This window comes from Listeria rocourtiae subsp. hofi (assembly GCF_963575615.1).
Taxonomy (GTDB): domain Bacteria; phylum Bacillota; class Bacilli; order Lactobacillales; family Listeriaceae; genus Listeria_A; species Listeria_A hofi.
Genome location: NZ_CAUYTL010000044.1, coordinates 1 through 19,711, shown reverse-complemented (window position 1 = coordinate 19,711; position 19,711 = coordinate 1). Strand labels below are relative to the sequence as shown.

Annotated in this window: 21 protein-coding genes; 19 read left to right on the top strand and 2 right to left on the bottom strand. The window is 40.9% G+C overall.

The window, feature by feature from the left end; translation table 11 throughout:
* Positions 1-89 precede the first annotated feature (89 nt).
* Positions 90-788 (bottom strand): DsbA family oxidoreductase, encoded by a 699-nt coding sequence (locus R8925_RS14340; RefSeq protein WP_430536474.1) that lies wholly within the window; start codon positions 786-788, stop codon positions 90-92.
* A 167-nt stretch (positions 789-955) separates the two neighbouring features.
* Here R8925_RS14340 and R8925_RS14335 point away from each other — a divergent pair, with 167 nt between their 5' ends.
* The 7 genes from R8925_RS14335 to R8925_RS14305 all read left to right on the top strand — a co-directional run bounded on the left by R8925_RS14335 (position 956) and on the right by R8925_RS14305 (position 6,266).
* Positions 956-1,717, top strand: coding sequence for an adenylyltransferase/cytidyltransferase family protein (locus R8925_RS14335; protein ID WP_430536473.1), 762 nt, complete (start codon positions 956-958; stop codon positions 1,715-1,717).
* Between the two features lie 87 nt (positions 1,718-1,804).
* Positions 1,805-2,284 (top strand): DUF6530 family protein, encoded by a 480-nt coding sequence (locus R8925_RS14330; RefSeq protein ID WP_430536472.1) that lies wholly within the window; start codon positions 1,805-1,807, stop codon positions 2,282-2,284.
* Between the two features lie 15 nt (positions 2,285-2,299).
* Positions 2,300-2,653, top strand: coding sequence for a GIY-YIG nuclease family protein (locus R8925_RS14325; RefSeq protein WP_430536471.1), 354 nt, complete (start codon positions 2,300-2,302; stop codon positions 2,651-2,653).
* Positions 2,654-2,775: 122 nt separating this feature from the next.
* On the top strand, positions 2,776-3,600 hold the full coding sequence (locus R8925_RS14320; RefSeq protein ID WP_430536470.1) for a hypothetical protein: 825 nt from the start codon (positions 2,776-2,778) through the stop codon (positions 3,598-3,600).
* Complete coding sequence (locus tag R8925_RS14315; RefSeq protein ID WP_430536469.1) at positions 3,597-4,391, top strand: SGNH/GDSL hydrolase family protein; 795 nt, start codon at positions 3,597-3,599, stop codon at positions 4,389-4,391. Before R8925_RS14320 ends, R8925_RS14315 begins: the two co-directional genes overlap by 4 nt.
* Entirely contained in the window at positions 4,388-5,293 is a 906-nt protein-coding gene (locus tag R8925_RS14310) for an ABC transporter ATP-binding protein (RefSeq protein WP_430536468.1), read from the top strand. The genes R8925_RS14315 and R8925_RS14310 overlap by 4 nt, the downstream gene beginning before the upstream one ends.
* Positions 5,286-6,266, top strand: coding sequence for an ABC transporter permease (locus tag R8925_RS14305; RefSeq protein WP_430536467.1), 981 nt, complete (start codon positions 5,286-5,288; stop codon positions 6,264-6,266). Before R8925_RS14310 ends, R8925_RS14305 begins: the two co-directional genes overlap by 8 nt.
* A 129-nt stretch (positions 6,267-6,395) precedes the next feature.
* On the opposite strand, the gene ygjK is transcribed toward R8925_RS14305, so the two are convergent.
* Entirely contained in the window at positions 6,396-8,759 is a 2,364-nt protein-coding gene (ygjK, locus tag R8925_RS14300; protein WP_430536466.1) for an alpha-glucosidase, read from the bottom strand.
* A 207-nt stretch (positions 8,760-8,966) separates the two neighbouring features.
* On the opposite strand from ygjK, the gene R8925_RS14295 reads away from it, so the two are divergent.
* From R8925_RS14295 to R8925_RS14240, 12 genes are all read left to right on the top strand, one after another.
* Complete coding sequence (locus R8925_RS14295) at positions 8,967-9,833, top strand: VOC family protein (protein WP_430536465.1); 867 nt, start codon at positions 8,967-8,969, stop codon at positions 9,831-9,833.
* Entirely contained in the window at positions 9,830-10,786 is a 957-nt protein-coding gene (locus R8925_RS14290; RefSeq protein WP_430536464.1) for a ring-cleaving dioxygenase, read from the top strand. Before R8925_RS14295 ends, R8925_RS14290 begins: the two co-directional genes overlap by 4 nt.
* Before the next feature lie 7 nt (positions 10,787-10,793).
* A complete protein-coding gene (locus R8925_RS14285) occupies positions 10,794-11,402 on the top strand; it encodes an alpha/beta hydrolase (RefSeq protein WP_430536463.1) in 609 nt (202 codons plus the stop codon).
* Positions 11,395-12,012, top strand: a complete 618-nt coding sequence (locus R8925_RS14280; protein WP_430539454.1) for a flavin reductase family protein — start codon at positions 11,395-11,397, stop codon at positions 12,010-12,012. The genes R8925_RS14285 and R8925_RS14280 overlap by 8 nt, the downstream gene beginning before the upstream one ends.
* An 81-nt stretch (positions 12,013-12,093) precedes the next feature.
* Complete coding sequence (locus R8925_RS14275) at positions 12,094-12,603, top strand: GNAT family N-acetyltransferase (RefSeq protein WP_430536462.1); 510 nt, start codon at positions 12,094-12,096, stop codon at positions 12,601-12,603.
* Between the two features lie 562 nt (positions 12,604-13,165).
* Positions 13,166-14,437, top strand: a complete 1,272-nt coding sequence (hflX, locus tag R8925_RS14270) for a GTPase HflX (RefSeq protein WP_430536461.1) — start codon at positions 13,166-13,168, stop codon at positions 14,435-14,437.
* Positions 14,438-14,489: 52 nt separating this feature from the next.
* A complete protein-coding gene (locus R8925_RS14265) occupies positions 14,490-15,359 on the top strand; it encodes a metallophosphoesterase (protein WP_430536460.1) in 870 nt (289 codons plus the stop codon).
* Between the two features lie 70 nt (positions 15,360-15,429).
* A complete protein-coding gene (gene lplA / locus R8925_RS14260; RefSeq protein WP_430536459.1) occupies positions 15,430-16,419 on the top strand; it encodes a lipoate--protein ligase in 990 nt (329 codons plus the stop codon).
* A 90-nt stretch (positions 16,420-16,509) separates the two neighbouring features.
* Positions 16,510-17,130 carry a PepSY domain-containing protein gene (locus R8925_RS14255; RefSeq protein WP_430536458.1) on the top strand — a complete coding sequence of 207 codons (621 nt, stop codon included), beginning with the start codon at positions 16,510-16,512 and terminating at the stop codon, positions 17,128-17,130.
* A 220-nt stretch (positions 17,131-17,350) separates the two neighbouring features.
* Positions 17,351-18,124 carry a hypothetical protein gene (locus R8925_RS14250; protein WP_430536457.1) on the top strand — a complete coding sequence of 258 codons (774 nt, stop codon included), beginning with the start codon at positions 17,351-17,353 and terminating at the stop codon, positions 18,122-18,124.
* A 23-nt stretch (positions 18,125-18,147) separates the two neighbouring features.
* Positions 18,148-18,795 carry a GntR family transcriptional regulator gene (locus tag R8925_RS14245; RefSeq protein WP_430536456.1) on the top strand — a complete coding sequence of 216 codons (648 nt, stop codon included), beginning with the start codon at positions 18,148-18,150 and terminating at the stop codon, positions 18,793-18,795.
* Positions 18,796-18,817: 22 nt separating this feature from the next.
* Positions 18,818-19,636: a polysaccharide deacetylase family protein gene (locus R8925_RS14240; protein WP_430536455.1), complete on the top strand. Its 819-nt coding sequence runs from the start codon at positions 18,818-18,820 to the stop codon at positions 19,634-19,636.
* Positions 19,637-19,711: the final 75 nt, after the last annotated feature.

Below are 19,711 nucleotides of genomic sequence, written 5' to 3'. Positions count from 1 at the left end.
ATACGTATCCAAAATCTAAATGCAGATTTTGGATACGTATTTTTCTAGGTCAGAGAACCTTTTGTCTCAGACTCTTTGATTGTATATAATTAGCAACTACATGATCCGCCTGAGCAACACTCGCCGTCAGAATCCCCTTTGTTTAGCATGGTGAGGGGGTTGTCCTCTTTCCAAACTTTATTTAAAACCTCTGTAAAACTTGCTGCAGGTTGTGCGCCGGATACGCCATATTTTTCATTGATTACAAAAAATGGAACGCCTTGAATCCCGAGCGATGCACCAGTTTGTTCATCATCTCGAACATTTACTGCAAAAGCATCACTTGCTAACATTTCTAGCGTTTCAGTTTTGTCTAAGCCATTCGCTGCGGCTATTGTTGCCAATGTTTCGTGGTCGCTGAGATTTTTAGATTCTGTGAAGTAGGAATAGAGTAGCGCTTCTTTCACGTTTTCAGAAGTTCCTTTTGTTTTGGCAAATTGGAGCAAGCGGTGGGCATCGAATGTGTTTGTTGGAACCATTGTATCGAAATGGTAGTCAAGACCAACTGTTTTGGCTTGGGCGCTTACTTGGTCATTCATGCTTTTTGCTTTTTCGACTGTCATGCCGTATTTTTCAGCTAAAATTTCATCCATCGTTTGATCGTATTGAGTCGGCGCGCTTGGGTCAAGTTCGAAACTGCGATATTCTATTTCGACTTCCTTGCCAAACTCCTTTAAACCCTTCTCGAAATTGCGTTTTCCAATATAACAAAACGGACATGCGAAGTCCGACCAAATTTCTACTTTCATGTGTGTTCCTCCTAAATTAAGAATAATTTGTTCATCTGTGAACAGTATAACGCGCCAAGATGAATATTTCAATCTAGTTGCTTACTAATTGTTAGCAGGTGGAGCAAAGGAGTTGAGAAGTGGCAGTGAAGTGCGGTATCTTTGTATGGTAGAGGAGTGAAGCTGGAATGGATATTTTTCAAGTGAGGGATCGGTTACCGGATAGTACAGACCCGGTAGTCTTAGTTATTGGCAAGTTTGATGGTGTTCACAAAGGGCACCAGCATTTGTTGGCGCGGGCTAAATCATTTTGCAGACCCGATGAAAAATTGGCAGTTGTATGCTTTACACCACATCCGTTATGGGCGCTGAAAAGAAATCCTGCTTACCAGCGCTCAATTACACCTGACATGGAGAAATTAAGATGGCTGGCGCATTTTGGCGTAGATAAGGTGTACAATGTTGCTTTTACAGAAAAGTATGCAGAAACATCTGCAGAAACGTTTATTAGAGAGCATTTGGACGGATTAAACTTATCGCATATTGTTGTTGGTGAGCGCTTTAATTTCGGAAAAGGACGAGATTCGGATGTTGATTTATTGATGGATTTGTGCGGTGAGCGCTCTGTTCCAGTGACGGAAATTCCGTTTTTGCGAGATGATGCCAATCATAAAGTGAGTTCAACGGATATTCGGATGGCCTTGTATGAGGGCGATTTTAAGGAAGCTGAAAATTTGCTCGGTCATCCTTATTTTATCGAGGGGAATGTGCGCATCGAAAATGGTTGCTATTTGATTACTAAACTGGAGGATTTTGTACTTCCTAAAGCGGGGAGATACAAAGTTCTTACAGATGAAAAAAGAATGGAAATTCACGTTTTAGATTCTGGTGAAATCGAGATTCCACTACGAATAAAACATGCTAGAATTCAATTTGACACTATCCAGTAGGCTAGTGTTTTTTTGATAGGTTGATTTCCCATGAAAATCCTGTTATACTAATTTAGTAATTTACTAAACTACTAAAGGAGAGGTACCATGAAAATCCCAACAAATTTAAAACATAAACCAGTCATTGTTGCTGAAAACTATGAAGAAGTGGATGGCAAATACGCATACAATTCGGATGCAAAGGGTTTGTCACTTGGTTTAGCGCAATGGAATGATCGCGGTAAATTAGATATTTCAGCGAAAGTATGGCGGCATACTGGTGGGAAATGGTCTCGCCAATCGGAAGAATTACCGTTGCATCGTGTGCTAGATTTGGCCATTTTGATTGGACGGTCAAAGCTTTATTTTAAAGATGCTTATAAATATGAAGGATTATATGATAAGGAGAATCCACAAATTGATCGGATTGGTTTGCAAGGCGATGCGATGACGGTCTCGGTGTGTGATGATAATCAGCTGATTGACGAAGATATTGCGCTATTTCAACAGGCTATGGCAGATAGTGACGAGCTTTTAAGTGAACGATTGCGGACGTTGAGTCGTATTTTGAAAGAAGCTGGCTATTAGGAGGAGGTTTTTTTGATGACATCGGAGAAAGAGTCACGTAAGGAGAAAATAAATGCGTACAAGCAAATGAAGCATCGAGCAGGCGTATATCGCTTTATTAGTAAGGAGACGGGCGTTTATGCTTTGGCGGCTAGTATGGATTTGAAGGGTATTCAGAATAAATATGCGTTTGCCCAAAAAATGAATATGCCAGGTGCTTTGCCGTGGACAATTGCGGATGAAGCGAAGAAATATGGCATGGAGACGATTGATTTAGAGGAATTAGAGCTCGTTGATATCAAGGATGAGATGACGAATCAAGATATTAAGGAAGAATTAGATGTTTTACTCGAACTTTGGCAGGAAAAATTAACGAACGAAGCCGAGTAAGGGAGGCCGAAATAGCTGGAATTGACAGAGATGTTGATTTTCAGTCTGTTTCGGCTTTTTTGTTTAGCTTTGTCAGCAATTCTGCTATACTTAATCAAAAGTGGCGAAAGGCTGGTGAAGGAATGAGAAAATATTATATGCATCAAATTGGTATGGCGCTAATGATGATGTTTGGTGTCATAACAGGACTTGGTGCTGTTCGGCGGTTGATGTATTTGACGCTTTTAGATCAGGAGAGATCGAGCTTGTATTGGATTATTGAGTTGGGGCTTTCCGTTATTATGATCGTAACGACGATTTTATCTTATTCTGGTCGCCGGCTAAAAGGGACAGAAGTGGTGGTTAGCTTGTTATTTGTCACTTACTTCACGTATTTTGTGATTCGTGCGGTTATTGGAGTGGAAGAAATAGTGAATGTGCAAAACGCCAATATTTTGACGATGTTGGCCGGCTTAGCGATGTTTGCGGCATTTGTTTTGTTCTATACGACTGAAAATGAAAAGATTATTGCAAAAATGGAGAAGCGGATACTTACGGTTAGCGGTTTCGTTATGGTATTAGTCGGTGCGGGGCTTGGAATTCTGCTCGCTGTTTTGAGATATCAATCGTATGTAGAAAAGAAAGACTGGGACGAACTCGATTTTCAAAAAACGATTTTTTATCCAGCAGTGATTTCAATGGGAGAATATTTATTCGTTGCACTTGCTTTTATTTTCATGGGTTTTCTGCTCTTTCAAAAATGGCACTTGCTTTTGGCGTATGTTGGGATGGGCATTGCAATGCGGGAATTACTTTTTGGATGGCTGCAAATAAACGCTTTACGAGGTGATGATGTGGCATTGACGATGCTAACAATTTTGCCATTATTTGTTGGTTTGACAGGGTTTATAGGCTTCCTTTTATTTGTAGGAGGGTCTAAAAGAGGCGAACAGGAGGAACAGACTTGAAGCGAAATAAATGGGTAATTATAATGACTTGGATTTCGGCGTTAGCATTATTGCTATGTGTGGCGGGATTAATCGCCGTGGCGCAAGGACATACGAAATCAGGAAATAACACGGTTGAAAACACAGAAACGAAGACGGAAACAAAGAAATCAGATAGGTTCCAAGTGACGGGACTTGGTGATTCGCTTACGGCGGGCGTTGGTGATACGGATGGCAAAGGCTATGTTCGTCGCGTCGTGGATATACTCGAGAAACAAGGAACAAAAGTGACACTGTCGAATTTGGCTATTAGTGGCGCGCGTAGTAACCAATTGCTCAGCCAGCTAGGCCAAAAAGAGATTGCGCAACAAGTGACAAATGCTGACGTGATTTTTATGACGATTGGCGGAAATGATTTATTTCGTGGCGGTGCGGCATTGGAGGATTTAAATGCGTCAGAAATTCAAAAAAATGAAACTGCATATTTAAAAACTTTAGAGCAGACGTATGCACGGATTCGAGCGTTGAATAAAGATGCAGTTATATATCATCTCGGTTTATACAACCCGTTTGTGGATGTGAAAAACAGAGTGGAGTTGGCAAGTATTGCAGCAAAATGGAACATGGATACGCAGAACTTAGCGAGCAAGTTTTCTCGTGTAGTATATGTTCCAACATATGACTACTTTATTTTGAACGGCAAGAAATATTTATCGAGTGATCATTTTCATCCGAATGGAGCTGGCTACCAGCTATTCGCAAATCGGGTATCAAGTGTCATGACAACGGATGAGGAGAGTGATGCGAAATGACAACGGCGCTTTTAGTGCAAGATTTAAATAAGAAAATTGGCAAGCGGGAAATTATTAAGAACTTGAGTTTTGAAGTAAATGAGGGCGAAGTATTCGGTTTTTTAGGACCAAATGGTGCAGGTAAAACGACGACAATTCGGATGCTCGTTGGACTGATAAAGCCAACTTCTGGTACGATTCTAATCGGTGGGAAAGATATTCAGAAGAATTTCACGGAGGCGATGAAGAGTCTGGGGTGTATTGTTGAGAATCCGGAGTTCTATCCATTTTTAACAGGGTGGGAGAACTTGGCGTATTTTGCGCGGATGGATCGCTCTATTAAGCCAGAACGTTTGCAGGAGGTAACGGATCTTGTGGGGATGACAGCGCGCGTGCATGACCGGGTTTCTACATACTCACTTGGGATGCGTCAGCGTTTAGGAATTGCACAAGCGCTTCTGCCAAATCCGAAGTTACTGATTTTAGATGAACCGACGAATGGGCTGGATCCATCGGGAATTCGTGAAATGCGTGATTTTATTCGTTATTTGGCGAAAAAGGAAGGAATTAGTGTACTAGTTTCTTCGCATTTACTTAGCGAAATTCAGTTGTTGTGTGATCGCGTGGCTATTATGACGAATGGTGAAATTATTGCGACAGATGATGTGGATAAATTGTTATCTGATCGCGAAAAAACACGCTGGCGCTTTGAACCGATGACAAAAGGTGCGGCGATTTTAGCGGAAATGACGGAAGTGACAGAGCAGGATGGTGCGTTTTATACGAGCTTTGAGGCGGATAAACTACCGGTTTGGAATAGTCGGGTCGTACGTGCAGGTGTTCAAGTACTTGAGATGCAGAAGATTACGCCGTCTTTAGAAGATTTGTTTATTGAACTGACAGGAGGGCAAGGCATTGATTAACTTAGTTTATAATGAGCAGTTGAAGCTTTATCGCAAACGCCGCCTCCTGATTATTTTATTTTTAGTTGCAATTATTGTAGGAATTTTTACGTATGCGCAGTTTAGACAACATCAGGAGGATGAACAGAAGTCTGGGACAACGGATTGGCATGTGCAGGTGCAACAGCAGATTGTGGACATCGAAAACCGCCTGAGTTCGAATCGTATTCCGGATGAGTATAAGAAATATATGCGTGTGACACTTGGGCAGTTGCAGTATTACTTAGATGAGGATGTGAATCCGAATGCGCCCGGGGCTCCAACTTTCTTGAAATCATTTGTTGAAAATGGGATTGGGTTGCTGTTTCCATTGTTTGTAATGGTCATTGCGGCAGATTTAATTTCATCGGAGTCGGGGAGTGGAACCATAAAATTCTTGTTGACAAGGCCGGTGAAGCGTTGGCGAATCTTGACGAGTAAATTTATTTCGATGATGCTGTCGGTGTCGATTATTTTGTTGGCATCGGCAATTATTGCATACGCTATATCGGGAGTTGTGTTCGGTTATGGTGGCTGGACTGCACCAATTCTGACCGGATTCGACGTAAGCGGGGATGCTGTTGGAACGGCGGGCGTGTATTCATTACCGATGTGGCAGTATCTATTAATGGAATTTGGCTTGGCATGGTTAGTCGCGATAGTCATTGGGGTGCTAACATTGATGTGTTCGGTGCTGGTGAGAAGCACGGCGGCCGTAATGGGAATTATGTTGTCGTCGCTGATTACAGGGTCTATTTTAAGTAATCTCGTATCATCTTGGCCAAGTGCAAAATATTTATTCATGGTAAATCTACAGCTAACAAATTATTTGAATGGCACGAGCCCACCAGTAGATGGGATGACGCTAGGATTTTCAGTTGTGACATTGCTTGTTTGGACGATTGCCGGATTGATTACATCTTATTGGGTATTTATGAAGCGAGATGTTTATTAAGTATTTAAGTAAAATCAGGTTTCAAAGCTAGAATTGGCTTTGGAGCCTGTTTTTTGCAAAAGAGCCTATTCAGGATATCAATGTTGATAGCGTTGAATAAGCTCGATATGATTTGTTCTTATAAAAAATTTACTTCTTAATGCCAGTTTGACTCGTTGTTTTGTCGTCAATAATTGTATTTTGATACATTAAGTAGTAGGCAGCAGAGGACCAACTGAAATTTTTAGTACTTAAACCGTCACCAGTAAGTGGGTCATAATTTTCATGAATTGGTCCGTTGCCCATCAAACCATTTGCGTGGTTAAATAGGTTTTCTGCCAGGAATGTAGCATCTGGTTTGTAACCGTAATTTTGTAGGGCCTCTACACCAAATAATGCTTGATCAAGCCAAACAGGGCCACGCCAGTATTCTGTCGCACGGAATCGTTGGTTATCTTTAGAGGCTGTTGGGAATGGCATGTATGTGCTGAATTTATTTGTAGAAAGCATATTTTTACGTACGTTTGTTGCTTTATCCGAGTCTGAAAGGTTCGCCCAAAGTGGAATCCAGCCTTCTGTTCCTTTTCCACGGTTTACAAGTAATTTTGTTTTGCTGTCGTCACTTATTTGTAAATCATAATAAAAACCGGTATTTTTGTCGTACATATTTTTTTCGATGTAGTTTTGTATTTTTTTTGCGTCTTTTTTGTATTTATTTGCGTCATCATCTTTGCCGAGCTCTTCTGCTATCGATACTAAGAAACCTTTTTCGGCGTAAAGGTAGGCGTTTAAATCGACGGATTCTTGATTGATAGAATAGCCAATTACTTTATTATTGCTATCTTTATTCTCCAAAACTAAAACGCCAGGATCATCTTTTCCAACGCCATCTTTATCGAAGCGGACGGCATTATCCATACCACTTTCCCAGGCGGCAGCTTCGATAATTGCTTCGTCATTTCGTTCGTAATGCCCGTTTGCGTCTTTTATGTTGTTATCGTTCGCATCTTTTTTCCAATTGGCGTCACTAACCATGCTGCCATATTCTGCGATGCCATTTTTGTTGTGGTCGCGGTTAGAATACCACCATTCGTGATAAGCGACTAGTTTTGGGTACATCTCTTTTAAGAAGTCTTTATCTTTAGTTTCTTTATAAATATTCCAAACAGCCCAAGCGGAAAGTGGAGGCTTCGAATTGCGCTCATTCCAATTTCCACCGTCTCCACCGCGTTCAGGTGTCTTATTGTAGAAAATGGCATCAATAATTGCACCGGAATCTTGAGGTAGGATAGGATCATCTTTTTGGATTTGATAGTCAAATAGGGCGCGGACACTATTTTTAGCTAGTTCTGGGTTAAACTTCACGGTTGCAACAGCTTCTTTCCATGAATCCCAAGACCAAAGTCCGATAAACCATTTGTAGGACATCGAAGGCACAATGCCATCGTGTTTAATCGCACCAGCTGGACTACGCCAATTTGTTGTCAATGTTTCGATTGTTTTCACGGCAGCGTTTTTATATTCTGGATGATTGGCATTTTTTTTATTTGCAAATGTTTTATCTAGATAAGTTTGCCAGCGCTTGGTGTTATCTTGAAATAGTGTGCTTTGGTCTGCGATATACGTATCCCAGCTCGCTTTTTCAGTTTGGAATTCTTGATCGGTAAAGGTATAACTTTCTACGGCGTATGTTGCAAAATCTTTTGCAGGCTCAATAGTGATGGCATTTTTGGCTTGAGATGTATATGTATTCTGATTTACAACATTTGTAACTGGCATGTCATGATGGATAGAATATTTTGTTTGTGTTGTAGAGAAGAACGTCCACATTTCTCTTATGTTCGGAAAATTCACTTGGATACCATTTGCCGTGGATGTGAGTGTTTGCTTCAAGTCGATTTGGTCGTTGCCATCATTCAATTTGTTGAGTAAAGTTCCCTGCCATAAAAGTGACAAGTGGAGCGGTTTTTCTGTTTTATTGTTGATTTTGGTTTTAATTAGGGCGCTACGATTGCTTACAAAAATTAAGTCTAACTGCAATGTCAAATCGTCTAACTCATACGTTTGTACTAATTTACCTGGATAGTATGCAAAATCAGTGCTAGCTTCACGTAGATTATAGATTGTTTTTGTGTCATCGTTTGTTACTTGAATCTTATCGAATGTTGTCGCCAAATTCGCTGGATATTCTTCAGCGAGGATGATAGGACCAGCAAAACCGCCAAGTAAGTCAGGCGAATTCCCATCTGGTAAATAATAGCCGTGCCAAGCGCCTAAATCGGAAAAATTGTTAAAGCGGTTAGTATCATAATTTCCATACATATTTTCTGTTGGGTTTGCAGAGATATCTATAACATTTTTAAAATTTGCGACTTTTGGTTTTGGTGACTTCGCGATTAATTCAGATGCTTGTTCTGTTTTTTCCCCTTTATTCCATACGTTAAATGCGGTGATTCCAGCGACAATAAGTAGAATGACGCCTAAGCTAATAAGCCAATAACTTTTCTTTTTCATCTCATACCTCCTGTTTTTTTTGTTAACGCTTTCAAAGAACGGTAATATTATAACTTATTTTTTATATAAATGCTAGGAAAGGCTTTATTGATAAGGAATTTGGAAGTAAGAATCATATCGACTTACTTTTTATAAGCAAAGTACTTTCTTTTTTTATAGTTTAGTGATAAACTGTTTTTAGAAAGCAAAGAGAAGGGATGTGAGGATATGATTACGGGGATACATCATGTGTCGGCTTTTACGAAATCAGCTACTGAGAATCGGTACTTTTATACGATGATTCTTGGTTTACGGTTGGTGAAAAATACGGTAAATCAAAACAATACGCGGATGCGACATTTGTTTTATGGAGATTATCGCGGGAACCCAGGGACGTTGCTGACGTTTTTTGAAATTAAGCGACTTGGCCGTGCCAGACAGGAACATGATTTTTATGGAACGACATATTTGGCAGTTCCAGACGGTGCGCTTGATTTTTGGGATGAGCGATTAGAGCCGTATGTAACGAAGATGGAGCGGACGAGTTTGGGCTTGTATTTTCAAGATGCGGATAGTTTTCAAGTGATGTTGGTTGAGGTTCCCGAGCTGATAGATTCTGAGAATGCAACGCGTCATACGGATATTCCTGCGGACAAGCAGGTGATTCGAATTTTGGGGATGGATTGGCATGTACGGAATCCAGATCGGCTAGCGGATTTTTGGAAGCAGTTTTTGGAGTTGAATCAGGAGCCTGTGACGCGATTTATTAAGAGTGATTCAGATGGAAAAACACGGATGGGTCGCGGGAGTATAGATCATGTGGCTTATCGCGTTACAACGAAAGAAGCAGTGGTTATGTGGCATCAGAAGGTTAAGGATGCTGGGTTAGAGGTTGTGGAATTCATGGACCGGGCTTATTTTACAAGTCTTTATTTTCGTGAGCCGAACGGACTTTTGATTGAAATTGCCAGCGATACGCCTGGTTTTGCGATAGATGAAACGGTGGAGACGCTGGGTGAGACGCTTGCCTTGCCACCATTTTTAGAAGGAAAACGAGAAGAAATTGAATCTATTTTAAAGGAGAATGACAAATGAAAGAATTAAAAGGAATCCACCACGTAACAGCGATGACAAGTAGTGCGGAGAAGAATTATGCGTTTTATACGGAAACGCTTGGGATGCGTCTTGTGAAGAAAACGGTGAATCAGGATGATATTCAGACGTACCATTTATTTTTTGCGGATGATGCTGGTTCGGCGGGGACGGATATGACGTTTTTCGATTTTCCGAATTTGCCAAAAGGGCGCAAGGGAACGGACAGCATTTCGAAAACATCATTTCGTGTGCCGAGTGATGCGGCTTTGGATTACTGGGTAGAGCGTTTTGATGCGCTTGGAGTGGATCATGATGCGATTAGTGAGAGTTTTGGAAAGAAAGTATTGCCATTCCGTGATTTTGATGAGCAGTCGCTACAGCTGATTTCGGATGAAAATAATGAAGGCGTCGCACCGGGGATTCCATGGAAAAATGGACCGGTTCCTGCTAAATTTGCGATTTATGGTTTGGGTCCAGTGTATTTGACGGTACAGAATAAGGAAAATATCGGCTTGGTATTGACAGTCATACTCGGCTTTAGAGAAGTGGCTACAAGCGGGGCCGAACATTTGTATGAGGTTGGTGAAGGCGGTAACGGAGCGCAAGTGATTGTGGAAGAGCGCAACGATATTTTACCTGCAATGCAAGGCTACGGGAATGTGCACCATGTCGCGTTTCGAGTCGAGGATCATGCAGAATTGGAAAAATGGATTGCGCGTGCGAATGAGTTTCAGGCGCCGAATTCAGGTTATGTGGATCGTTTCTATTTTGAATCGCTGTATATGCCAGTTTCACAGCAAATTTTATTTGAGTTTGCGACGGATGGACCTGGTTTTGCGCAGGATGAGCCATATGAGACAATGGGTGAGAAGTTGTCACTGCCACCATTTTTAGAGTCAAAACGTGCGTCTATTGAGGCAGAAGTTCGTCCACTAAATACAAAAAGGAGCTGAGTGTAGTATGGAACATATTTTTATACAAGGAAAGAATAGCGACTTAATGCCGCTTGTGTTGCTTCACGGGACAGGTGGCGATGAGCAGTCGTTGTTGCAATTAGCTGAGATTATTGCGCCAGATGCAAGTATATTATCTTTTCGTGGTGATGTTTCGGAGAATGGAGCGAACCGGTTTTTCGCGCGATACGCAGATGGATCGTTTGACTTGGCGAGTTTGAAGGAGAAAACAGGGAGTTTGATCGCCGAAGTGAAAGAATTGGCTCAAAAATACGAATTTGATGCAACACGTGTTGTTGCGGTTGGTTATTCAAACGGTGCGAATATCGCGGCAAATGCGATTTTGACGAATGATGCAAGCTTCCAAAAAGCGATTTTGTTTCATGCGATGCCTTCGGGCGAGGAGATGCCGGACTTTGCATTGAACCAGACGGTGGTTTTTGTGACTGCGGGCGTGAATGATCCGTTGGTGAGTGCTACAGGTTCGCAAGCTTTGATTGATGGACTCCATGCGCGTGGTGCGGATGTTGGAGCGCTTTGGACAGAGAATGGGCATAATTTGACGCTGGCAGAAGTGGAAGCAGCGCGTGATTGGTATGTGGCGCAACATGATTAGGCTGGATGCGAATGTGATGTCACCACAGGATAACTATAAATTTTTGAGTGGAGCAATTATTCCGCGACCGATTGCTTTTGTGACAACGCTAACGAAAAATGGTGTGTTGAATGCGGCACCGTTTAGTTTTTTCAATGTGGTTTCGAGTAATCCGCCGATTGTTTCGCTGGCGATTCAGCGGGAAAATGGGTTGATGAAGGATACGGCGCGAAATATCGTTGCAACTGGCGAAATGGTGATTCAGCTTGTGGATGAGGACTTGACAGCAGAGATGAACAAGACAGCAGCGAGATTGGCACCAGAAGAAAATGAGCTTGATGCGACGAATTTGACAACGATTTCGAGTGAAAAAGTGTCAGTACCAGCAATTAAGGAAGCCAAAATCCGGATGGAGGCCAAATTGTTTCAGCATGTGCCAATTTCGAATGATACGGGTGATATTGTGACCGATTTGATATTAGCTCGTGTATTGCTGTACCATGCTGATGAGACGGTTTTTGATGAAGAGAAGCAGTATGTTTTAACAGATGAACTGAAGCCAGTGGCGCGTTTAGCAGGAAATAATTATGCTAAATTAGGTGAGAGTTTTATTATTGAACGACCAAAATGAGTAACGTGGCGCGCAAATTTAGGCGCCGCGTTTTTTTTCTGGTATAATGGAACGAGAATAGGTGAAAAGGGGGCGGGTAGGATGATTCAGATTCGTGAAGCTTGTGAGTATGATGCGAAAAGATTTGCGAAGATGCAGTTGCAAATAGATGGTGAGACGGATTATATGTTATATGGTGCTGGGGAGCGGGAAATTTCAGTGAAGGACGCACGAAAGCGGATTGAGTTTTTTGCGGATTTGCCATATTCGATGATTTTCGTGGCTGAAGATATGGAGACGGATGCGCTGGTTGGCTTTTTAATTGCGGATGGAAACCCGCCGAATCGGATGCAGCATAGCATTTACATTGCGGTCGGTGTTGTGAAATCGCACTGGGGTAAAGGTGTAGCGACGCGTTTATTTGCGCATATGGAGGCATGGGCGAAATCGCGCGGAGTAGTACGACGGATTGAGTTAGGCGTTTTGTGTGAAAACCAACCTGCTTTGCGTTTATATCAGAATCTTGGGTATGAAATTGAGGGGACACATCGCGATTCTTTCATGATTGGTGCAAAGTATTATGATACATATTGGATGTCGAAATTAATATAATGACTTGCCAACCGATTTTTACCATGTTACAATGTGACTAATTAAAATGATCGGAGGGTTATCCTGATGTGGTATGTTAGACTTAGAATTCCAAATTCGCTAAACGTAACTAAATAGTGCGAGATTGAGTTCAGGGCAAGCTAAAAGTCGAGCCGAATTGGATGATTTTTTCTTTATATAGAAATTACATTTGATTAGACACGAATCGAGTGAAAACGTTTGTATTCTGTGTGTTTTGTAGGAACCGGAAGCGGAACATACTTGTGTATGTGAGAACCGGAAGGCTACGAAACGCGCAGAATGCGAACGATTGTCGCCGATTTCTATGAAGTACGCTCTAAACTCGGAAGGGATTGGTCTGCCTTTCATGAAGGAACCCATTTAGTAGGATACTAAAACTAAATATTTTCGCGTACCCAATGTTTTCTTTAGGATACGTGTCGATATTAGCGGGGAAGCAGATGAATTGTCTGCTTCTTTTTGTCGTGCCTACGATTTTTTTGGCAATGACTGCTCATCCCCTCGCACATGTATAAATAAACGTACACTGGAGGAATGAAAGATGATAAGAACAGCAATATTAGTCGGAATTACGATGCAGCAAGCAGATTTTGAATATTCAATGGCGGAATTAGGCAATCTAGCAGAAGCCAATGGAATAAAGCCAGTAGGTGAAATTACACAAAAATTGGATCGTAAAAATAAAGCAACTTATGTAGGAAAAGGGAAAGTGGACGAAATTAAAGGTTTGGCGGAATACGAGGATGCGGACCTTGTGATTTTTAATGATGAGTTGGCGCCTTCTCAAATTCGTAACTTGGAGGAATTGTTGGAAATCGAAGTGATGGATCGGACGCGTTTAATATTGGATATCTTTGCGGAACGGGCGAAAACGAGAGAGGCACAGTCACAAGTCCAAGTAGCGCGCTTGAAATATGAATTGCCACGCATTGTTGGTCAAGGTGAGGGTATGGACCAGCAAAGCGGAAAAGGTGGACTGAAAAATCGTGGGGCTGGGGAAACGAAGCTTGAGATGGATCGGCGCCGTATTAAGAGTCAGATTAGCCAGCTGAATAAGGAATTAGATGGGCTTGTAGCAGAACGCCAAGTGCAACGTCGTCAACGGCAAAAAAATGAGATTCCAGTCGTTTCGCTAGTTGGTTATACGAATGCCGGGAAGTCGACAATTATGAATGCGATGGTCACAGCACATAGTCAAACGGCAAATAAACAAGTTTTTGAGAAGGATATGCTGTTTGCAACGCTTGAGACAAGTGTTCGCGAAATTGTATTGCCGGATAAAAAACAGTTTTTGCTCACGGATACAGTCGGTTTTGTTAGCAAGTTGCCGCACAATTTAGTGAAGGCATTTCGCTCAACGCTTGAGGAGGCTGCAGAGGCAGATTTATTGATTCATGTTGTCGATGTCTCGCATGAGCATTTTGAAGCGATGATAAAAACGACAGAAGAGACGCTGGCAGAGCTAGATATTACGGATCGACCGCTGATTTTTGTATATAATAAAGCAGATTTGGCGACGAATGTTGTATTCCCAAGGCGCGAGGGTGATAGTATTTATTTGTCTGCAAAAGAGGATGCAGGACTTGAGTTGCTTATTGAAATGATTAAGGAACAGGTATTTAATGATTATAAAAAAGTGACTTTCGTGATTCCATTTAATCGTGGTGATATAGTTTCTTATTTAAATGAGCACGCAGATGTTCTGGAAACGGCTTACGAGAACGAGGGAACGGTTCTACAGGTGAATGCGCAAGAATCAGATCGAATGAAATTTGCAGAATTTATTACAGATGATATTCAAAAAGAAGGTTAAGATGTGATTTATTTGTTATAATGGGGAAAAAGATATGAAGGAATAAAAACTTATGAAAAATAATTTTTTGAAGGTTACAGGGTTTGCTGCGCTTGCTTTTACGGGCTATGCGTATTGGTCAACAAAACAGCTTAGAACAACGGATTACAACATTGCTTCAACTAAAATTGCCCCAGAATTAGATGGATTTCGGATTTTACAACTTTCCGATATACATGGCAGCACATTCGGACGCTATAATCATCGGTTAATTAAGAAAATATGGGCGATTGAGCCTGATATCATTGTGGTGACAGGTGATCTACTAGATGGTGATGAAGGAATCAATACTGCAATAACATTGATGCGTAAGCTTGCACGGCGCTATCCCATTTATTATGTAACGGGTAATCACGAGGCACGGAGCGCGAATTTAGAAGATCTGTTACCAGAGTTAGAAAAAGCTGGTGTTACTTATTTGAAAAACCAGCATGTGTATATCGAGCGTGACGGCAAATCGTTTGCGTTAGCTGGTATTGATGATCCGAGTATGTTAATTCAGAAGCCACATCAGTTGACGTTTGCAGAAGAGATTGCGCGTGAAGAGGCGATTGTTCAAGAGGAACTCGAAGTAGCTACAAATGGCATTCCAGATTCGCAGTTTATCTTTTTGCTATCGCATCGACCTGAAAAGTGGCCATTATATCAGCAAGCGCCAATCGATTTGGTTTGTTGTGGTCATGCACATGGCGGACAAGTACGTTTGCCTTTTACAGAAGGGTTATACGCACCGCATCAAGGCTTAATGCCGAAGTTGACGGCGGGATTAAAAGAAGGAAACGGTAGAACAATGATAGTTAGCCGTGGCGTTGGAAATGCAACCGTTGTCCCGCGTGTTTTCAATGAACCAGATTTGCCAATCATCATATTGCGACATAAATAATGAGAAAGGGCTTGAGACAGCGATGGAAAAGCGGTGTTTCAAGCCCTTTTGTGTGAATGGAGAGAGATTTGTGATTTATATTGATACAAAAAATTGCTTAGATCAAACGGAGAATTTTGCAGTGGAGGAATTTGCATTGCGTCATTTGGACGCGAATGAGACGTATGTGATGTTTTATAGGATGCATCCGACGGTAATTGTGGGGAAGAATCAGAATACGTTAGGCGAAATTAATAATGAGTATATCGAAGAAAATGAGATTCCAGTTTTGCGCAGGCTTTCGGGAGGTGGCGCGGTTTACAATGACGAAGGCAACATCAGTTTTAGCATTATCACAAAAGATGATGGGGTCAGTTTTAATAATTTCGAACGTTTTACAAAGCCGGTGATTGATGCGTTAATTACGCTTGGTATTGAGGCGAGGCTAAGTGGCCGAAATGATATTGAAGTGGAAGGACGAAAAATTTCTGGGAATGCGCAATTCGCGACGGGGGGCAGGCTATATAGTCACGGGACGCTGCTATTTGATGTTAATCTTACCAATGTAGAGAAAGCGTTGCGTGTGAATCCATTGAAACTGCAGGCAAAAGGTGTGAAATCAGTAAAATCACGCGTTACGAATATTCGTGAACATTTACGGGAAGATATGGATATTCATGCATTTCAGCAAGTGCTACTCCAATCTATTTTTCAAACAACTGAAATACCAACATATATTTTTTCGGATGAGGATTGGCTACAAATTCGCAAAATTCAAAAGGAACGCTATCAAAATTGGGATTGGAATTATGGGAAATCACCTAAATTCAACGTTAAAAACGAGCAAAAATTTCCGGGCGGACTCGTAGAAATGCGTTTTCAGGTGGAAAAAGGACATATTGCGACGGCGCAAATATTCGGGGATTTTTTTGCGTCAGGAGATGTTAAGGAAATTGAAAATAAATTAATTGGGCTTGCTTATACGAGAGAAGCGTTAGTTGCTTTTTTAGAGAAAATAGATATACCGTTTTACTTTGGGAGAGTGACGAAAGAGGAACTTAAAACGATTATTTTTCCATAGTATTTGGAATCTAAGTCTTAGGTATGATGTATTGCGTAGTAGTGATATGTTAGACTATATCTATAAAACAAAGAAGGCAGGGGAAATATTATGTGGAAAAAAATTAGTGTGATAGCAATGACAACGGTAATGGTAGGAACGCTCGCGGCTTGTGGGGATGAGGATGCAAAAGATAATAATAACTCGAATAATACACAACAAACGGCGGACTCAGGCACGAATAGTAACTCGAATTCTGATACAGCAACTATCGATCTGAACAATAAGAAATTTTCGATGAGCTACACGGAGGCGGTAGAACTTTTCAAGAACAAGCATCCGGAGGCAGATGTGACGTCGATTGAGTTATCACAAGAGCTTGGAAAATTTGTGTATACTATTGATGGCGTGGATAATATCAATGAATTTGAGATGAAGTTTGATGCGGATACAAAAGCAGTTTTACAAGATAACAGCGAGAAATTAGATGCTGAGGATGGAAATGGTAAAGCGCGGACGAATGAAAAGCTTGATTTAACAGGGATTAAAACACCACAAGAAGCCATGACAGCAGCGATTAAACAGCAAGCGGGTACAGTAAAAGAGTGGTCGATTGATCGCGAACTGAATCAAACGTATTTCAGTGTGCAAATTATGAATGGAAATCAAGAATTCGAAGTAAAATTGGATTCGAAAACGTTAGCAGTGCTATCAACTGAACAGGATAGCTAAATCTTTTAGCGAAGCGACAAACGCTCACTTTCATCGTTAAAAGCTCGATTCCGAAGTCGTATATTCCGATTCGGTACACGCTTTTACTTAAGAATTGAGCATTTGTGCTTCGCTAAATTTTTTGTGGCCAAAGTTTAAAAGACAAGGATAGATTGTAGCAAATATGCTCTTATTCAGGACTTTTATTATTTGTGATTACGTGATAAACTAGGATGAAAGAATGAGAAGGAATGAGTGTTGGTTTATGGCGGGTGAAAAACTGATTCGTTTTTATCGGACGAAACTTAGTAATTATAACTTAATATATGGTTTTATGACGCAGCGAATTTGGGTTTTTGGTTTGTTGATGGTGCTCTTGATTGCTCTGCCGATAGCTTTTTCTTTGGCATTTGGCGTCAATGGACTTTGGCTTGGTATTATCGGTTACGTAGTACTTTTTTTGTTTTTTTATTACATACTGATTGTTAGAAAGGCGCGGAAGGTGTTGTGGATTAGGTATCGCATTCGCGACTTTAAGAAATTACAAGCGTTAAAGCTTTGTTTGCTTCGAAATTATTTGGCTCAGAGCGGCTTTGCCTCATCTACGGAGCTGGAAACTTTGCAAAAAATGTTGGAAGAGGATAGAACACTTTTGACGAAGTATTTTACAATTAAAAATATGGCGGCTTTGCTTGTTATTCTGATTTTGGCGTCGCTTGGTGCGGTGTTTATTTTAGAGGCCAGTCCAGAAAATCATCGCGTTTTTCTCGCTAGTATTCTGGTTTTATTTGTTATTTTTCTAGCAGTAACATTGCGTATTGCTAGCTATATTATTTTACATTTTTTTGATTCCAAAAAGCAGGCTACAAGGAATTTGATTCGTGATATAAAGGAGCTTAGTGCAAGCTATATTATGGAGCAGAACACGGAATATCAGCCATATCGTGAAATGGAGTTAGTCATTTCGAATAATGATATTTTAAAAGAAATTATTAATGGAAAAGCGATATTTTAAATCGAGTAAAAGGGAGTCAAGTGATGAATAAACTTGGAAATGAGACCTTGGAAAGTAAGGCGCATCGAATGATCAAAGAGAAGATTCAGCGCGGGGAATATCAGGTTGGACAGCGCCTGATTGAAGCAGAGGTTTCAAGGGAGCTGGAACTAAGCAGGACCCCAGTTCGTAAAGCTTTTGCGATTTTGACAGTAGACGGGTATTTGGAATTTGAGGATTATAAAGGGGTTATCGTCAAAAACTGTGCCATCACGAAAGAGCGATATATTGAAATGCTTGATATTATGGAGCTGTTTTTGATAGCGACTATTGATAAAATTGAAGCTAAATCACTTCCTTTTTCAAATCGCCGTATCTCAGACAAAGCGGCTGAATTTTTTCACTTAGAAGAAGCGACGGAGCGTCAATGTATGGAATATCAGCTTTGGTTTTTGAATGAGTTTCTGAGCTACGCCAAGAATGAATATTACTTGCAGGTTGTCAACAAACTGTATGATGATTTGTTGGAGTTTGCCGAGCCAGATGTTTTTCAATCGGCGACTAAACTTTTTGATCGAACACTTGATAACTATGTGGGGTGTGGTCATTGCATTGAAGAACACGATTATACGGCTGCTCGTGCTACAGTAAAGCAAATTATTAATGAGCGGATTTTATTTATTTTCAGATAAAAATGGCAGAAGGAGTTTTCAAATGAAGCATTATGTACGCATAATTTGCGTGATTTTATGTTGTCTAGTTATTGCAGGATGTGGCCAAAATGAAGTGAAAACTTCGGAACAAACACAAGAGCCACAAAAAAAGCCGACTCCTGTAGTGAAAGAGGAGAAAAAGCCCGCCCAGATTGGGAGAGATATAAATCCAGAGACGTTGCAAATTCCGGTTTTAATGTATCACTCTATTAATTCGAATGTGAAAAATAATCTGATAACACCACCGAATGAGTTTGAAGCACAGATGAAATGGCTTGTTGACAATGGTTATCATACGTTGACGCTTGCTTCGCTTATAGACATGCTTAAAACGGGGCAAGGTGTTCCCGATAAACCAGTCGTGATAACATTTGATGACGGGTATCAGGATAATTATACAAATGCTTACCCAATTTTAAAAAAATATGGGTTAAAAGCAAATATTTTTGTGATTACAGATAAAATCGCGAAAAATAATCATTTTGACGAGGTAGCCCTAAAAGAAATGAGTGACTATGGCATTGAAATGGATAGCCATACGGTGCATCATTTTGAGTTAAATACATTGTCTTATGATGAACAACTGCGAGAGTTGAAGGATTCAAAAGCCACTTTGGAGCGTTTGACTGATAAAAAGGTGAACAGTATTTGTTATCCTGTTGGTCGGTATAATGAGGACACCGTACGTGCTGCTGAGGCATCTGGGTACACGATGGGATTCACGACGGAATCTGGAAAAGCGAATAAAAATAAAGGTATGTATACTTTACCACGCGTCCGTATGGTACCAGGAATGAGTATGGAATCGGCGGTAAAATAAAAGAGTCTGAGACAAAAGGTTCTCTGACCTAGAAAAATACGTATCCAAAATCTGCATTTAGATTTTGGATACGTA

Bases quoted from the DNA above. Each gene is read 5' to 3' on its own strand.
- R8925_RS14250 (WP_430536457.1), top strand. From the start codon at position 17,351: ATGAGAAGGAATGAGTGTTGGTTTATGGCGGGTGAAAAACTGATTCGT.
- R8925_RS14310 (WP_430536468.1), top strand. From the start codon at position 4,388: ATGACAACGGCGCTTTTAGTGCAAGATTTAAATAAGAAAATTGGCAAG.
- R8925_RS14335 (WP_430536473.1), top strand. From the start codon at position 956: ATGGATATTTTTCAAGTGAGGGATCGGTTACCGGATAGTACAGACCCG.
- R8925_RS14295 (WP_430536465.1), top strand. From the start codon at position 8,967: ATGATTACGGGGATACATCATGTGTCGGCTTTTACGAAATCAGCTACT.
- R8925_RS14275 (WP_430536462.1), top strand. From the start codon at position 12,094: ATGATTCAGATTCGTGAAGCTTGTGAGTATGATGCGAAAAGATTTGCG.
- R8925_RS14255 (WP_430536458.1), top strand. From the start codon at position 16,510: ATGTGGAAAAAAATTAGTGTGATAGCAATGACAACGGTAATGGTAGGA.
- R8925_RS14245 (WP_430536456.1), top strand. From the start codon at position 18,148: ATGAATAAACTTGGAAATGAGACCTTGGAAAGTAAGGCGCATCGAATG.
- hflX (WP_430536461.1), top strand. From the start codon at position 13,166: ATGATAAGAACAGCAATATTAGTCGGAATTACGATGCAGCAAGCAGAT.
- R8925_RS14265 (WP_430536460.1), top strand. From the start codon at position 14,490: ATGAAAAATAATTTTTTGAAGGTTACAGGGTTTGCTGCGCTTGCTTTT.
- R8925_RS14240 (WP_430536455.1), top strand. From the start codon at position 18,818: ATGAAGCATTATGTACGCATAATTTGCGTGATTTTATGTTGTCTAGTT.
- R8925_RS14340 (WP_430536474.1), bottom strand. From the start codon at position 788: ATGAAAGTAGAAATTTGGTCGGACTTCGCATGTCCGTTTTGTTATATT.
- ygjK (WP_430536466.1), bottom strand. From the start codon at position 8,759: ATGAAAAAGAAAAGTTATTGGCTTATTAGCTTAGGCGTCATTCTACTT.
- R8925_RS14320 (WP_430536470.1), top strand. From the start codon at position 2,776: ATGAGAAAATATTATATGCATCAAATTGGTATGGCGCTAATGATGATG.
- R8925_RS14290 (WP_430536464.1), top strand. From the start codon at position 9,830: ATGAAAGAATTAAAAGGAATCCACCACGTAACAGCGATGACAAGTAGT.
- R8925_RS14330 (WP_430536472.1), top strand. From the start codon at position 1,805: ATGAAAATCCCAACAAATTTAAAACATAAACCAGTCATTGTTGCTGAA.
- R8925_RS14325 (WP_430536471.1), top strand. From the start codon at position 2,300: ATGACATCGGAGAAAGAGTCACGTAAGGAGAAAATAAATGCGTACAAG.
- R8925_RS14285 (WP_430536463.1), top strand. From the start codon at position 10,794: ATGGAACATATTTTTATACAAGGAAAGAATAGCGACTTAATGCCGCTT.
- R8925_RS14280 (WP_430539454.1), top strand. From the start codon at position 11,395: ATGATTAGGCTGGATGCGAATGTGATGTCACCACAGGATAACTATAAA.